The 14,282-nt window shown below is 61.1% G+C and carries 15 protein-coding genes; 14 read left to right on the top strand and 1 reads right to left on the bottom strand.

Annotation, left to right across the window (positions count from 1 at the left end):
- Positions 1 to 156: 156 nt before the first annotated feature.
- The 14 genes from V6943_RS12955 (at position 157) to V6943_RS12890 (ending at position 13,099) form a co-directional block, all read left to right on the top strand.
- Positions 157 to 1,866, top strand: coding sequence for a nitrite reductase (locus V6943_RS12955; protein ID WP_340553864.1), 1,710 nt, complete (start codon positions 157 to 159; stop codon positions 1,864 to 1,866).
- Positions 1,867 to 1,921: 55 nt separating this feature from the next.
- Positions 1,922 to 2,236 carry a c-type cytochrome gene (locus V6943_RS12950; RefSeq protein ID WP_131650856.1) on the top strand — a complete coding sequence of 105 codons (315 nt, stop codon included), beginning with the start codon at positions 1,922 to 1,924 and terminating at the stop codon, positions 2,234 to 2,236.
- 25 nt (positions 2,237 to 2,261) lie between these two features.
- On the top strand, positions 2,262 to 2,603 hold the full coding sequence (locus tag V6943_RS12945) for a c-type cytochrome (RefSeq protein ID WP_340553862.1): 342 nt from the start codon (positions 2,262 to 2,264) through the stop codon (positions 2,601 to 2,603).
- Positions 2,600 to 3,775 carry a cytochrome D1 domain-containing protein gene (locus V6943_RS12940; protein ID WP_340553860.1) on the top strand — a complete coding sequence of 392 codons (1,176 nt, stop codon included), beginning with the start codon at positions 2,600 to 2,602 and terminating at the stop codon, positions 3,773 to 3,775. The genes V6943_RS12945 and V6943_RS12940 overlap by 4 nt, the downstream gene beginning before the upstream one ends.
- A 1-nt stretch (position 3,776) precedes the next feature.
- The gene (locus V6943_RS12935; RefSeq protein WP_340553858.1) at positions 3,777 to 4,235 is read left to right on the top strand and encodes an Lrp/AsnC family transcriptional regulator; all 459 of its coding nucleotides are present in this window, start codon (positions 3,777 to 3,779) and stop codon (positions 4,233 to 4,235) included.
- Complete coding sequence (gene ahbB / locus V6943_RS12930; RefSeq protein WP_340553857.1) at positions 4,232 to 4,747, top strand: siroheme decarboxylase subunit beta; 516 nt, start codon at positions 4,232 to 4,234, stop codon at positions 4,745 to 4,747. The genes V6943_RS12935 and ahbB (V6943_RS12930) overlap by 4 nt, the downstream gene beginning before the upstream one ends.
- Positions 4,740 to 5,183 (top strand): Lrp/AsnC family transcriptional regulator, encoded by a 444-nt coding sequence (locus V6943_RS12925; RefSeq protein WP_131650860.1) that lies wholly within the window; start codon positions 4,740 to 4,742, stop codon positions 5,181 to 5,183. Before ahbB (V6943_RS12930) ends, V6943_RS12925 begins: the two co-directional genes overlap by 8 nt.
- Positions 5,158 to 5,658, top strand: a complete 501-nt coding sequence (gene ahbB / locus V6943_RS12920) for a siroheme decarboxylase subunit beta (protein ID WP_340553855.1) — start codon at positions 5,158 to 5,160, stop codon at positions 5,656 to 5,658. The genes V6943_RS12925 and ahbB (V6943_RS12920) overlap by 26 nt, the downstream gene beginning before the upstream one ends.
- A 374-nt stretch (positions 5,659 to 6,032) precedes the next feature.
- On the top strand, positions 6,033 to 7,001 hold the full coding sequence (locus V6943_RS12915; RefSeq protein WP_340553854.1) for a DUF4062 domain-containing protein: 969 nt from the start codon (positions 6,033 to 6,035) through the stop codon (positions 6,999 to 7,001).
- Between the two features lie 121 nt (positions 7,002 to 7,122).
- Entirely contained in the window at positions 7,123 to 7,758 is a 636-nt protein-coding gene (locus tag V6943_RS12910) for a hypothetical protein (protein ID WP_340553852.1), read from the top strand.
- Positions 7,759 to 8,286: 528 nt separating this feature from the next.
- Positions 8,287 to 9,477, top strand: coding sequence for a heme d1 biosynthesis radical SAM protein NirJ (gene nirJ, locus V6943_RS12905; protein ID WP_340553851.1), 1,191 nt, complete (start codon positions 8,287 to 8,289; stop codon positions 9,475 to 9,477).
- 78 nt (positions 9,478 to 9,555) lie between these two features.
- Complete coding sequence (cobA, locus tag V6943_RS12900; protein ID WP_340553849.1) at positions 9,556 to 10,392, top strand: uroporphyrinogen-III C-methyltransferase; 837 nt, start codon at positions 9,556 to 9,558, stop codon at positions 10,390 to 10,392.
- Entirely contained in the window at positions 10,383 to 11,903 is a 1,521-nt protein-coding gene (locus V6943_RS12895) for a nitrite reductase (protein WP_340553848.1), read from the top strand. The genes cobA and V6943_RS12895 overlap by 10 nt, the downstream gene beginning before the upstream one ends.
- Before the next feature lie 332 nt (positions 11,904 to 12,235).
- Positions 12,236 to 13,099 carry a LysR family transcriptional regulator gene (locus tag V6943_RS12890; protein WP_340553847.1) on the top strand — a complete coding sequence of 288 codons (864 nt, stop codon included), beginning with the start codon at positions 12,236 to 12,238 and terminating at the stop codon, positions 13,097 to 13,099.
- Positions 13,100 to 13,108: 9 nt separating this feature from the next.
- Here the strand turns inward: V6943_RS12890 and V6943_RS12885 are convergent, their stop codons facing one another.
- On the bottom strand, positions 13,109 to 14,248 hold the full coding sequence (locus V6943_RS12885; protein ID WP_340553845.1) for an HPP family protein: 1,140 nt from the start codon (positions 14,246 to 14,248) through the stop codon (positions 13,109 to 13,111).
- Positions 14,249 to 14,282 lie beyond the last annotated feature (34 nt).

Below are 14,282 nucleotides of genomic sequence, written 5' to 3'. Positions count from 1 at the left end.
TCACGCCTGCCCCATCCCGGGTTCACTCTTGATTGCCATCAAGCGCATTCGCAACGGCTCTCTCTAGGATGCAAACCGCGCACAGCAAGCCCCGGGAACTGCCACATCGCCGTCATTAGCAGGAACCGCAAGATGCGGTCAGAAGGAGAAAAGAGTATGAGCAAACCAGTATTGGCGGGCTTCATCGCCGCCTTTTCACTGCTCGGCCTGGCAGTCGCCCAGGCGGCAGCCAATCCCGAAAGCGCCGATGCGGCCTACAAGGGGCGCGCTTCCAGCATCGATCCAGCGAGTGCCCAGGTGATGCATTCCCCCGGCGCGCCGGACCTGAGCGCAGCCGAGTTTGACAAGGCCAAGGAGATCTACTTCCAGCGCTGCGCCGGCTGCCACGGTGTGCTGCGCAAGGGCGCCACCGGCAAGCCGCTGACGCCGGACATCACTCAGGAACGCGGCCAGGCATTTCTCGAAGCGCTGATCACTTACGGCTCGCCCGCCGGCATGCCCAACTGGGGCACCTCCAACGCGCTGACCAAAGACGAAATCACCTTGATGGCCAAGTTCATCCAGCACACGCCACCGACCCCGCCGGAGTGGGGCATGGCGCAGATGAAGGATTCCTGGCAGGTGCTGGTCAAGCCCGAGGACCGTCCAACCAAACAGATGAACAAACTGGACCTGCCCAACCTGTTCTCCGTCACCCTGCGTGACGATGGCAAGATCGCGCTGATCGACGGCGACACCAAGAAGATCGTCAAGACCATCGACACCGGCTACGCCGTGCATATCTCGCGCATGTCCGCTTCGGGCCGCTACCTGCTGGTGATCGGGCGCGACGCCAAGATCGACATGATCGACCTGTGGGGCAAGGAGCCGGTCAAGGTCGCTGAAATCAAGGTCGGCATCGAGGCGCGCTCGGTGGAAACCTCCAAGTTCAAGGGCTACGAAGACAAGTACGTGATCGCCGGTGACTATTGGCCGCCACAGTTCACCATCATGGACGGCGAGACCCTGGAGCCGCTGCAGATCGTCTCCACCCGCGGCATGACCGTCGGCACTCAGGAATACCATCCCGAGCCACGCGTGGCCGCCATCATCGCTTCCCACGAGCACCCCGAGTTCATCGTCAACGTCAAGGAAACCGGCAAGGTCATGTTGGTCAACTACGAAGACATCGACAACCTGTCCACCACCATCATCGGCACCGCGCCCTTCCTGCACGATGGCGGCTGGGATGTGAGCCACCGTTACTTCATGACGGCGGCGAACAACTCCAACAAGGTGGCGGTGATCGACTCCAAGGATCGCAAAATGGCCGCGCTGGTGGATGTCGGCAAAATCCCGCACCCAGGTCGTGGCGCCAACTTCGTGCACCCCGAATTCGGACCGGTATGGGCCACCAGCCACCTGGGCGACGAGACCATCTCGCTGATCGGCACCGACCCGGACAAGCACCCGGACAGCGCCTGGAAGGTCGTGCAGACGCTTAAGGGCCAGGGCGGCGGATCGCTGTTCATCAAGACGCATCCGAAATCCAGCCACCTCTATCTGGACACCACCTTCCACCCGGACGCCAAGGTCAGCCAATCGGCTGCGGTATTCGATATCAACAACCTCGACGCCGGCTACAAAGTGCTGCCGATCGGCGACTGGTCAGGGATCAAAGACGGCGCCAAGCGTGTCGTACAACCCGAGTACAACCAGGCCGGTAATGAAGTGTGGTTCTCCGTCTGGAGCGGCCAAGACGAGGATTCGGCTATCGTGGTGGTCGATGACAAGACCTTGAAGCTGAAAAAGGTGATCAGGGACAAAAGATTGATTACCCCAACGGGTAAATTTAACGTTCATAACACTCAGCACGACATCTACTGAGTGTCAAACCGGGGAGGACATCAAGATCCTCCCCATTAGCCTTGAGGAAGTACTGATGAAGAAAATCCTAGTTCCACTGCTCGCCCTGGGCGGTGCGCTGGTGCTGCAACCAGCGATGGCGCAGGACGGCGAAGCGCTGTTCAAGAGCAAGCCTTGCGCAGCCTGCCATAGCATCGATGCCAAGCTGGTTGGTCCGGCATTCAAGGACGTCGCCGCCAAATACGCGGGCCAGGACGGCGCTGCCGACACGCTCGCTGGCCACATCAAGAACGGCAGCCAGGGCGTCTGGGGTCCGATCCCGATGCCGCCAAACGCTGTAACCGAAGAAGAAGCCAAGATCCTCGCTGAGTGGGTTCTTAGCCAGAAGTAATCGAAGTAACGTCCAGGAGGACGTCATGACCCAGTCCCGCCATGCAGTATCGCGTTTGGGGCTCGCCCTGGCGTCCCTCCTCCTGATTCCCGCAGCGATGGCCGCGGCACCCGATGCCGAACGCCAGGCTCAACTCGAACATCTTCTCGTGCAGGACTGCGGTTCCTGTCACGGCCTGCGCCTGACCGGCGGCCTCGGCCCCGCGATCACCCGCGACGCACTGGCCGGCAAACCCCGCGCAAACCTCATTGCCACCGTCACCCATGGACGCCCCGGCACCGCCATGCCCGGCTGGAATGACCTGCTCGACGAGCAGGACATCCTCTGGCTGGTCGATCTGCTTATCGAAGGATATCCAAAGCCATGATCCGTCCCTTCCTGCTGCTGGCTGCGGCCGGCCTGCTGTTCGGCTGCGCGCAACAACCGCTGCGCGGCACCGGTGATCTGGGCGTGGTGGTGGAGCGCGCCACCGGCAGCCTGCAGCTAATCGAGAGCAGCGGCATGACCAGCCTGGCGCGCATCGAGGGCCTGGGCGACTTGTCCCATGCCTCGGTGGTGTTTTCCCGCGATCAGCGCTTCGCCTATGTCTTCGGCCGCGACGGCGGACTGACCAAGGTCGACCTGCTGCGCCAGCGCATCGACAAGCGCGTGATCCAGGGCGGCAACAGCATCGGCGGCGCCATCAGCCAGGACGGTAGCCTGATCGCGGTGGGCAACTACGAGCCGGGCGGGGTCAAGGTGTTTGATGCCGCCACGCTGGAACTTGTCGCTGACATCCCGGCCACGCCGCTGGCCGACGGCAGCCGCAATTCGCGTGTGGTCGGCGTCATCGACGCACCGGGCCGCCGCTTCATCTACAGCCTGTTCGACACCGGTGAAACCTGGCTGCTGGACTTCAGCCAGGGCCGTACACCGCAGATCAGCCGTTTCGAGAACATCGGTAACCAGCCCTACGATGCGCTGCTCACCCCCGAGGGCCGCTACTACATTGCCGGCCTGTTCGGCGAGGACGGCATGGCCAAGATCGACCTCTGGCACCCGGAAAAGGGCGTCGAACGCATCCTCGACGGCTACGGCCGTGGCCAGCAGAAACTGCCGGTCTACAAGATGCCGCACCTGGAAGGCTGGACCGTGGCCGGCGACCAGACCTTCGTGCCCGCCGTCGGCCAGCACCGCGTGCTGGTGATGAACAGCGAGAGCTGGCAGCAGACCGACGCCATCGACGTCGCCGGCCAGCCGATCTTCGTCATGGCGCGCCCCGATGCCCGGCAGATCTGGGTCAACTTCGCCCACCCGGACAACGGCAAGGTGCAGGTCATCGACAGCGAAACCCACGCCATCCTCGCCACCCTGGAACCGGGCCCAGCGGTGCTGCATATGGAATTCACCGCCCGCGGCGACCAGCTCTGGCTGTCGGTACGCGACGGCGGCGAAGTCCAGGTGTGGGACCCCTACACGCTGAAACTGCTCAAGCGCCTGCCGGCCGAAAGCCCGAGCGGCATCTTCTTCAGCAGCCGCGCCCACGAGACGGGGTTGTGACATGCAACTGGACAGCCTCAGCCGCCGCCTGATCGACCGCTTCCAGCACGGCATGCCGCTGTGCGCCGAGCCCTACCGCGCCATGGCCGAGGCGCTGGAGTGCAGCGAAGAAGAGATTCTCGCCAGCCTCCGGCAACTGGAGCAAGGCGGAGGGCTTTCACGCATCGGGCCGGTGTTCGAGCACAGCCGCGCCGGCGCCAGCACCCTGGTGGCCCTCGCCGTGCCGCCCGCACGAATAGAAGCCGTGGCGGCCCGCATCAACAGCTTCCCCGAGGTCAACCACAACTACCTGCGCGAACATGACTACAACCTCTGGTTTGTGGTCACCGGCCCTGACCGTGCGCATCTGGACGCCCTGCTGGCACAGATCGAGGCGGAAACCGGCCTCACGCCGCTGGACCTGCCCATGGAGTGCGCCTACCGCATCGACCTCGGCTTTCCCATTGGAGATGCGCCATGACCGGCACCCTCGACCACTCGCAGGCCATGCAACTGCGCAGCCTGCTCGAAGCGGGCCTGCCGCTTGCCGCCCGTCCTTATCGGATGCTGGCCGAACGCATCGGCGCCAGCGAACAGGCAGTGCTCGAACAGGTCCGGCACTGGAGCGAGAACGGGCTGTTCCGCCGCGTCGGCCTGGTGCTCAAGCATCGCGCGCTGGGTTTCCGCGCCAACGCGATGCTGGTGATGGACATCGCCGACGATCAGGTCGACGAGGTCGGCCGGCGCCTCGGCCGGGCCGCCGGCATCAACCTCTGCTACCAGCGCCCGCGGCGCCTGCCGGACTGGCCCTACAACCTGTTCTGCATGGTCCACGGTCGTGAACGCGAACAGGTCTGCGAGCAGATCGAAGCCCTGCTGGCCGAACACCAGCTGAGCCATGTGCCGCACCAGTTGCTGTTCAGCACCCGCGCTTTCAAGCAGTGCGGTGGCCGCTACGCCCCGCCCGCCGTTCGGGAGCTTGCCCATGGATGACCTCGACCGCCGCCTGATCAACCGCCTGCAGCATGGCCTGCCGCTGGTGCGCCAGCCCTGGCAAACGCTGGCGGCAGAGCTGGAAAGCGATTCGCAAACCCTGCGCGACCGTATCCAGGCGCTGCTGGACGACGGCACCCTGACCCGCTTCGGCCCGATGTTCGACATCGAACGCCTCGGCGGCGCCTTCACCCTGGCCGCGCTGTCGGTACCCGAAGAGCGCTTCGACGCGGTCGCCGCGCAGCTCGATGCGATGCCGGAAGTCGCCCACAACTATCGCCGCGAACATGCCTGGAATATGTGGTTCGTCCTTGGCTGCGCGACGCCCGAGGGCATCGCCGAATCCATCGCCCACATCGAGTCACAGACCGGCCTGCCGGTGCTCAACCTGCCCAAGGAGGAGACCTACCATGTCGGTCTGCATTTCTCGGTTTGATGGCCCGCCTGACCCCGCGCTGATACGCCGCCTGGTGGAACTCACCCAGTCCGGTCTGCCGTTGGTGGAAAATCCCTGGGCGTGGATCGGCGAACGCCTGGACCTCGACGAAGACGCCGTGCTGACCCTGCTGCGCCAGTTGCAGGACGACGGCGCCATCCGCCGCATCGCCGCCGTACCCAACCACTACCGCCTGGGCTACAAGCACAACGGCATGACCGTGTGGGATATCGATGACGCCGAAATCGGCCGCCTCGGCCCGCTGCTCGGATCACAGCCCTTCGTAAGCCACTGCTACCGCCGCCCACGCCGCGACGGCTGGCGCTACAACCTGTTCGCCATGGTCCACGGCCGCAGCGCTGAGGAAATAGAGGACTACCGCGCGCAAATACGCCAACTACTCAGCGATGCGTGCCAAGCGGACGAGATGCTGGTGAGCAGCCGGATACTGAAGAAGACGGGGTTAAGGGTGTAACCGCAGAGCCAGCACCGGCAGCCAAGTCCAGATTCCTTTCCGAACGCCGCCTCAACTTCCGTAGGCTGGACAAGCATGATGGCTAAATAGTAGCTTCGACCCAAATTTCACACAGTGATCGTTGCGTGACCTCAGTTCATATTCTTCCCCTTACCGCCTCGAATGGCCGCCATACCGGTACGAATTGTTTCGTATGCCGACGATGAACGCCTGCTTGGAAAACGGAAGTCAAGCTAACACGAGAAACCGAGCAGAATCCGGGTGGAACTTGGAAAAGGCTCGCTCAAGCAGGCCGGCAGATTTAAACGGAACTCCGTCGTTATGCATTAGCGTGGAACTCTATCTAATCACTTTAAACTACCAGGAAGTTACGAATGAAACGCAAGTTGCAGGTGTTTGTCTCATCAACTTTTCAAGACTTAATTGAAGAAAGGCAGGCAGCTGTAAGTGCCATTCTAAAGGCTGGACATATTCCTGCTGGAATGGAGCTCTTTACGTCTGGGAACAAGTCTCAGATGGAGACTATCAAAAAATGGATAGACGAATCAGATGTATATATGCTGGTACTCGGGGGGAGGTACGGAAGCGTAGAATCTTCATCTGGTGTCAGCTATACAGAGCTAGAGTATGATTATGCCGTGGAGCAAGAAAAGCCACTATTTGCAGTTGTCATAAACGAGGCGGCTCTTGAAGCCAAAGTTAGAACGCACGGCACCGAAATGATGGAAAAGGAAAACCCGAAGCAGCTAAAAATGTTTAGAGATAAAGTGCTTTCGAATATATCTTCTTTCTTCGATGACCATAAAGATATCAAGCTGTGCGTGCACGAAAGCTTATCGGATTTTTCGGCAAATCGAGATCTGAAAGGATGGGTTTCTGCTGACGAAGTTACAAACACTCAGCCACTTCTAGATGAGATAGGACGCTTATCTAAAGAAAATGAGATGCTTAAGGAAAAGCTAAATAGTGCTGAAAAGAAGATAGGGACATCACCTAAAACAACCACATCAGACGCTGAATTCGAAGAATTAAGAGCGCTTCTAAAGTCGATAAAGGTCTCTGTTCCAGGTGAATTCTCGAAAGACGGCGAAGATTTTGAAAACTCACTGCTTGATCTTTTCGTATCGAATAAAGACAGCTTTATCACCGGCATCACAAACCAAATCGACTCTAGCGAGGCCGCGTCATTTATGTATCACAATTTGTGTCCGAAACTACAAATTCACGGTCTAGTAATGAATGAAAAAGTTGCAGGAGTTAGATGGAGGCGGTTCTCTGTTACGAAGCGAGGAAATGACTTCCTGGCGTACCTTGAAAGGAAAAAGCTCCGGAGCAATAAATAATTTACAAGCGCACAGTGCTCTGGTGGATAAAGCAGAAGTCAGGCGGGTGAGCAATTCAATCCGACGCCGCTTCGCGGCGCGGCGCGGCTAACTCAAGCGTTAACATCAAAGGACGTTATAGATGCAGAATCAGGAAACAAAAAAGCAAGTTGCGCTTGGCCTTTTATTGATACTGGTAGTGCTTGCTCTCTTATGGTGGATCGCGTCCTCACTGTGGAATTGGTTTTCAGCTCTGAACTCTGACCTAGCGGCCGGAATGCTGACCGCGTCCTCAACCATAATCGTTGCAACTATTACCTTGGTGCTCGGCAGATTTTTCGAGCGCGTTAAAGAAGCTGAGGCTCATTTAAGAGCACAGAAAATCGAAATATACGATGAATTCCTTAAACGCTTCTTTTCTCTATTTTTCAATGAAAAGAAAAACGGTGAAGTCGATGACGAAGGCTTGGTTCCATTTCTTCAAGAGTGGCAGAGAAAGCTAGTCGTATGGGGTGGGCCGAGAGTTTTATCCAGTTTTGTCTCTTGGAAGCAATATTTAGCATCGGGCAAAGCAGACGCCCACAGCATTTTTCTCATGGATGAGTTTTTTCGGGCGATGAGGGCAGATATCGGTCTTTCTAATAAAGGACTCACCAAAGGATTTTTTTCGAATTTAATTCTAAGGCACGCAAACGTGTTTTTAGAGGAAGCTAAACATAATCCGAATATTACATTGTCAGACTTAGCACAAATAGAGAAAGATCGGGGACTTGAGTAACAGCACTAACAATGTGCTGTTGCCGGACAAATCTCCGCTGCGCTTCAACTTGCCGCAAAAAGCGGCGTTGAGCGCAAGGTCCTGACTGAAAAGCGCAAGTGCTTTCCATAAAGCACCTCGCGAACCAATCGCAGCACAGGGCTTACCCGACACCTACCTACTCAAGCCCTATCATCTACCCGTCTCCACTCAATCGCACGGCGGCATTCAGTGTTCTTCGATACCCCTGGGTGAAGTCGGCGCGAACGAGTTTGGCGCGGACTTCGCACCAATCGGGGGATTCACAGCGGATGACCAGCCATCCAGCGGGACGTCGTAGAAGCAGCTAGGGGTGTTGTGGACTCGTTCGATCAGTAGCCCGACGTTGGTATGGCCATGGAATACTTCCAGCTCCGTGCCCAAGCAGACTTCTGCCAGGGTTGCATACGTGGACTTCGCTTTGTTGTTCCCGGTCAAGGAAGAGGGCGCCCACCTCGGCGATTCTCCACGCAAAGGAGGCCTATTCGGTCTCTGGCGAGGAGAGACCGCATGCTGCGAATCAGCCATTACCTGCGTGCCCTGGCTCGGCCGACCCTGCCGGTGCTAGGCGCCCGCAGCGCCGGCGGCACGCGCCCACCGGTGGTCATCTGGAACCTGCTGCGGCGCTGCAACCTGACCTGCAAGCACTGCTACGCCACCTCCGCCGACAGCGAATTTCGCGATGAGTTGGATACCGCCGAAGCCCTGAAGGTGATCGACGATCTGCACGATGCCGGTGTGCGCGTGCTGATCCTCTCCGGCGGCGAGCCGCTGTTGCGGAACGACATCTTTGAACTCTCTGCCTATGCCCGTGAAAAGGGGTTCTTCGTGGCGCTGTCGACCAACGGCACGCTGATCGACGAGCGCAATATCGAGCAAGTGGCGGCAGCAAAGTACGACTACGTCGGCATCAGCATCGACGGCCTGCAGGTGGTGCACGACGAATGGCGCCAGCTCAAGGGCAGCTTCGTCGCCTCGATGCACGCTATCGACTTGTGCCGTCAGCACGGCATTCGCGTCGGGCTGCGCACCACGCTCACGCAGAACAACTACCCCCAACTGCCCGCCCTGCTGGCGCTGATGCGCGAGCATGACGTGCAGAAGTTCTATCTCTCGCACCTGAACTACAGCGGGCGCGGCAAGCGCAGCCGCAAGGCCGACGCCCACCACCAGATGACCCGCGACGCCATGCGCCAGCTCTTCGAGCAGGCCTGGGACGACGTGCAGAACGGCCGCGAGACCGATTTCGTCAGCGGCAACAACGACGCCGACGCGATCCTGCTGCTGCAGTGGGTCGAGGAGCGCCTGCCGCAGCATCGCAACCGCCTGGAGCAGATGCTGCGCGCCTGGGGCGGCAATGCCTCGGGCAACGGTATCGCCAACATCGACAACATCGGCGATGTGCATCCCGATACCTACTGGTGGCAGCACACCGTCGGTAACGTGCGCCGACAGAACTTCCGCGAACTCTGGCTGGATGAGCCCGAGCCGCTGCTGCGCGAACTACGCCAGCACCCTCGCGCCGTGGGTGGGCGCTGCGCCGAATGCCGCTGGCTGCCGATCTGCAACGGCAACACTCGTACCCGTGCCTGGGCCGCCGGTGACCTGTGGGCGGAAGACCCCGGCTGCTACCTGAGCGACGAGGAAATCGGGTTGCCGCTTCCTGTACGCATCCCCAGCGTGGAAATCAGTGCCCTGTAAATCAGCAACCCCAGCGGTCGTCAGAACCGTACTCAGCCAAGCGCAACCGTCAACCTGATGAGAATCACAGGAGTCCGCATGGACCAGCCAATCACACTCCCCGCTTCGCTGAGCGCCGCATTCGCCCCTGGTGAAGTCGCCCTAGTCGGCGCCGGCCCGGGAGATCCGGGTCTGCTCACCCTGCGCGCCTGGTGCCTACTGCAACAGGCCGATGCGGTGGTTTACGACCGTCTGGTCAGTAAGGACCTCATGGACCTGCTGCCGGATACCTGCAGCCGCCATTATGTCGGCAAGACAAGCGGCTACCACAGCCTCCCGCAGCCGCACATCAATCAGCTGCTAGTGGACCTGGCGCGGCAGGACAAGCGCGTGGTACGCCTCAAGGGCGGAGATCCTTTCATCTTCGGCCGTGGCGCCGAGGAGCTGGAATTCCTGCTCGAACGCGGCATCGACTGCCAGGTAGTGCCCGGCATCACCGCCGCTGCCGGCTGCAGCACCTATGCGGGCATACCGCTGACGCACCGTGACCTGGCGCACTCCTGCCAGTTCATCACCGGTCACCTGCAGGAGAACGGCGAGTTGCACCTGCCCTGGAACGCCCTGGCCGAGAGTAACCAGACGCTGGTGTTCTACATGGGCCTGGCCAGCCTCGGCGAAATTTCGCGCAACCTGATCGCCGCCGGCCTGCCGGTGGATACCCCTGCCGCGCTGATCGGCAATGGCACCCGTCAGGACCAGCAGGTGGTGCGCTGCAGCCTCAAGCAACTGCCGAGCATGGCCGAGGAGCAGCAGCTGACGCCGCCGACGTTGACGGTGATCGGCAAGGTGGTCGGGCTATTCGATGGACGGCAGGTCCAGTACCCCGCTCGCCTGCGTGGCGACGTCGCTGAGCAAAAGGAGGCCCTATGCGGCTGATTGCTACGTTATTGGTCGCCGCCGCCCTGCCCGCCGCCACCTTCGTCGCGCTCGACATGGCCATTCCGCGCGCCGCTGCCGCCGAGACAGCCGATGCCCATGCGCTCTACCAGCAGCATTGCCAGAGCTGCCATGGCGTCGATCGCCTCGGCGGCGCCGGCCCGGCCCTGTTGCCGGAAAGCCTTGGCCGGATCAAGCCGGACGAGGCGCGCAAAGTCATCCGCGACGGCCGTCCGGCCAGCCAGATGGCGGCCTATTCGGCTGTGCTCGACGAGGCGCAGATCGACAGCCTGGTCGATTATCTCTATCAGCCCTCAGCCGTGCCGCCGACTTGGAGTGATGCCGATATTCGCGCCAGCCACCGGATGCTGGCGGACGTTGCCAAGCTGCCCGACAGTCCGCAGCACGGCGCCGACCCGCTCAACCTGTTCGTCGTGGTCGAGGCCGGCAATCATCATGTGCGCATTCTCGATGGCGATCGCTTCGAGGAGCTGGCCAACTTCCCCTCGCATTTCGCTCTGCACGGTGGGCCGAAGTTTTCCCCGGACGGACGCTTCGTCTATTTCGCCTCGCGTGACGGCTGGGTCAGCGTCTACGACCTCAACAACCTGACCATGATCGCCGAGGTCCGCGCCGGGCTGAATACCCGCAACCTGGCCGTGAGCAACGACGGCCGCTGGGTGCTGGTGGGCAACTATCTGCCGGGCAACCTGGTGCTGCTGGATGCCCGCGACCTGTCATTGGTCAAGCACATCCCGGCAGTCGGCGCGGACGGCACGCCATCACGGGTCAGCGCCGTCTACACCGCGCCACCGCGCGACAGCTTCGTGGTCGCGCTGAAGGATGTGAAGGAGGCCTGGGAACTGTCCTACGCCGGCGAACCGGACTTCGTGCCGCGACGCATCGAAGCCGCGGACTTTCTCGATGATTTTTCCTTCACCCCCGACTATCGCCACCTGCTCGCCACCTCGCGCAAGGCCCACGGCGGCCAGGTGATCGATCTCGACACCCGCAAGGCGGTCACCGACATCTCGCTGCCCGGCATGCCGCACCTGGGTTCGGGCATCTACTGGAAACGCGGCGGCGAATGGGTATTCGCCACCCCGAATGTCAGCAAGGGCCTGATCTCAGTGCTCGACATGCAGAGCTGGAAGCTGATCAAGGAGATTCCCACCGAAGGTCCGGGCTTCTTCATGCGCAGCCATGAGCATTCGAAGTACGCCTGGACCGACGTCTTCTTCGGCCCCAACAACGATGCCGTGCACCTGATCGACAAACAGACCCTGGAAGTCGCCCACACCCTGCGCCCGATGCCCGGCAAGAACGCCGCACACGTGGAATTCACCAGGGATGGCAAGCACCTCTTGCTCAGCGTCTGGGACACCGACGGCGCGCTGATCGTCTACGACAGTGACACCCTGGAAGAGATCAAGCGCATCCCGATGAACAAGCCCTCGGGCAAGTACAACGTCGGCAACAAAATCGAATTCGCCGAAGGGACATCGCATTGAAGGCGGAGGACGATAAGAGCACTGGAGGCTGGGAAGCTGGGCGAACGGCAGTAGGGTGGGCTTCAGCCCACCGGTGTCTTCTCCCAACGTTGGAAACAGGTCGGATTCGCCGAAGGAGGCATCGAAGTAAGGCGAAAGATGACAAGAGCGCTGGAAGCTGGAAAGCTGGGCGAGAAAACATGACGTGGGCCGGCGGCGTTTCGATTCAGCCCCGTCCGTATGATCCCGGTGCCTCGTTTTGGTGGGCTGAAGCCCACCCTACGCCCTGCTTTATAACTTCAGCTTTTCATCCAAAAGTGCTCTCATAACAATTTTTCTGATACGAGCATTCCATGGATATCGATCTCGCCCGCACTTTTCTCGAGATCATTCGCAGCGGCAGCTTCGTCGCCACGGCTGAGCGGCTGCATATCACGCAAACGGCGGTGACGGCGCGGGTGCGCAGCCTGGAAACGCAGCTCGGCTGTCGGCTGTTCATACGCAACCGCGCCGGCGCGCGGCTGACCAGCGATGGCGAGCGCTTCGTCACCTATGCCACGCAGCTGGTACAGACTTGGGAAACCGCGCGGCGTGATCTGCCGTTGCCGCGCGGTTTCGACAATCTGCTGTCGCTCGGTGCCGAGGTGAGTCTGTGCAATCCGCTGATGCTCGCCTGGGTCCAGCGCCTGCGCCAGGAAATGCCCGATCACGCGCTTCGCAACGAGGTGGACAGCGGCACCGCCTTGCAGAAGCAACTCGACCTCGGCGCGCTGGACGCGGCGCTGGTGCATCAACCCGAATATTGGCCGGGCCTGCAGGTCGAGCAGCTACTGGAAGAAAAGCTGATCCAGGTGGAGCACTGCAGCATCGCGGAGCCCTACGTCTATGTGGATTGGGGCCCTGCGTTTCGCCAACAGCACGATCTTGCGCTGCCGGGCCACATCCGCACGGCGATGTCGTTCAGCCTGGGCCCGCTGGCCCTGCAGTACCTGATGCAGTGCGGTGGTCGTGGCTACTTCCGCACGCGGGTGGTGCAACGCTATCTGGACGAAGGTGCGCTCAAGCGCGTCGAGCACGCGCCGGAATTCAGCTATCCCGTCTATCTGGTGTATGCGCGCGCGGCGCAGTCGCCCGCCTTTTTCAAGGCGATCGAACTGCTGCGCGAGGTGGCCGAGGACGACTACGACTGGTCGCGCTGGAACTACCAGATCGAGTGAGCGCGGCGATCAGTCCGGAAGATGCTTGAGCCAGTTCCGGTAGAGCGCGGCGATCAGATCGGTCTGGGTGATCATGCCCACCAGGCGCTGTTCATCGTCCACCACCGGCAGGCAGTGCAGCCCCCGGTCGGACAACAGGAATACCAGGTCGACCATGTGCGTGTCTTCGGTCACCGAGACCACCGGGCTGCTCATGATCGCGCGAAGTTGCACGCCGCGAAGAAACTTGAGTTGCCCGAAGTTGATGCGCGCCGGCGCCGGGCGGAAGTGTTTGAGCAGGTCGACCAGGGTCACGATGCCCACCAGCTTGTGGCTGTCAGGCTGCAGCACCGGCATCGAATGCAGACGGTGCTCGCGCAGGGTCTGCCAGGCGCGCTGGATCGAGCAGTCCGGTGTGCTCCAGTAGAGGTCACGGGACATGATGTCGCCGGCGGTGATCTCACCCATGCTGCGCCGCAACGCGTGCTTTTCGGTCTGTTTGATCAGCTGTGCGAGGTCGTCGCGCGTGACGTCCACGTATTCGCCGAAGTCCGCCAGCGCACGTTCGACGTCATCCTCGCTGAAGCTCATGCGCTCGCTGGGCAGCGCGTCCTGTGTGTGATGGATGTTGCCCTTCTGCGGGCGCGGCTTCGGGTAGGCATGCCCGCTGAGGTTGTTGTAGATCAGCGCAACCGCGACCAGTAGCGCCGAGTTGAACGCCACCGGATAGAGCAACTGAAAACCGTACGCATGAATCTCCGGGCTGCCCACCACCGCGACCAGTGCCAGCGCCGCGCCGGGTGGGTGCAGGCAGCGCAGGCCGAACAGGCAGAAGATCGCCAGCGCTCCGGCCAGACCCGCGGCGGTAGCGATGGGCACGTCGCTGATACCCAGCGCCACGCCGATCGCAGTCGCGAACAGGTTGCCGGCCAGCACCGACCATGGCTGGGCGAAAGGACTCGACGACGCGACGAACACCAGCACCGCCGACGCGGCTGCCGGGGCCGCGAGAGGCAGGGCGATCGAAGTGCCGAATATCCAGGCGCTGACAGGTATCGTCACCAGCAGCGCCAGACCGATACCCAGTGCGGCGCGCAGCCATTCAGCGGGACGCGCGGACAATGGCGCGGGCGCAAAAGACCGGCACCAGTCGAGAAGGCGTTCTTGCATTGTTTCTGCTTTGGTTGGGAAGTCGTTCCGCTAG

The organism is Pseudomonas sp. CBC3 (assembly GCF_037967085.1).
Classification (GTDB): domain Bacteria; phylum Pseudomonadota; class Gammaproteobacteria; order Pseudomonadales; family Pseudomonadaceae; genus Stutzerimonas.
Note: the sequence above shows the minus strand (reverse complement) of the source record. Positions and strands in the feature narration are given on the sequence as shown.

What these genes read in the sequence shown, in the direction of transcription:
- V6943_RS12935 (WP_340553858.1), top strand. Translation starts at nt 3,777, where the DNA reads ATGCAACTGGACAGCCTCAGCCGCCGCCTGATCGACCGCTTCCAGCAC.
- V6943_RS12910 (WP_340553852.1), top strand. Translation starts at nt 7,123, where the DNA reads ATGCAGAATCAGGAAACAAAAAAGCAAGTTGCGCTTGGCCTTTTATTG.
- V6943_RS12955 (WP_340553864.1), top strand. Translation starts at nt 157, where the DNA reads ATGAGCAAACCAGTATTGGCGGGCTTCATCGCCGCCTTTTCACTGCTC.
- V6943_RS12925 (WP_131650860.1), top strand. Translation starts at nt 4,740, where the DNA reads ATGGATGACCTCGACCGCCGCCTGATCAACCGCCTGCAGCATGGCCTG.
- V6943_RS12885 (WP_340553845.1), bottom strand. Translation starts at nt 14,248, where the DNA reads ATGCAAGAACGCCTTCTCGACTGGTGCCGGTCTTTTGCGCCCGCGCCA.
- V6943_RS12915 (WP_340553854.1), top strand. Translation starts at nt 6,033, where the DNA reads ATGAAACGCAAGTTGCAGGTGTTTGTCTCATCAACTTTTCAAGACTTA.
- V6943_RS12890 (WP_340553847.1), top strand. Translation starts at nt 12,236, where the DNA reads ATGGATATCGATCTCGCCCGCACTTTTCTCGAGATCATTCGCAGCGGC.
- cobA (WP_340553849.1), top strand. Translation starts at nt 9,556, where the DNA reads ATGGACCAGCCAATCACACTCCCCGCTTCGCTGAGCGCCGCATTCGCC.
- ahbB (WP_340553857.1), top strand. Translation starts at nt 4,232, where the DNA reads ATGACCGGCACCCTCGACCACTCGCAGGCCATGCAACTGCGCAGCCTG.
- nirJ (WP_340553851.1), top strand. Translation starts at nt 8,287, where the DNA reads ATGCTGCGAATCAGCCATTACCTGCGTGCCCTGGCTCGGCCGACCCTG.
- V6943_RS12945 (WP_340553862.1), top strand. Translation starts at nt 2,262, where the DNA reads ATGACCCAGTCCCGCCATGCAGTATCGCGTTTGGGGCTCGCCCTGGCG.
- V6943_RS12950 (WP_131650856.1), top strand. Translation starts at nt 1,922, where the DNA reads ATGAAGAAAATCCTAGTTCCACTGCTCGCCCTGGGCGGTGCGCTGGTG.
- V6943_RS12895 (WP_340553848.1), top strand. Translation starts at nt 10,383, where the DNA reads ATGCGGCTGATTGCTACGTTATTGGTCGCCGCCGCCCTGCCCGCCGCC.
- ahbB (WP_340553855.1), top strand. Translation starts at nt 5,158, where the DNA reads ATGTCGGTCTGCATTTCTCGGTTTGATGGCCCGCCTGACCCCGCGCTG.
- V6943_RS12940 (WP_340553860.1), top strand. Translation starts at nt 2,600, where the DNA reads ATGATCCGTCCCTTCCTGCTGCTGGCTGCGGCCGGCCTGCTGTTCGGC.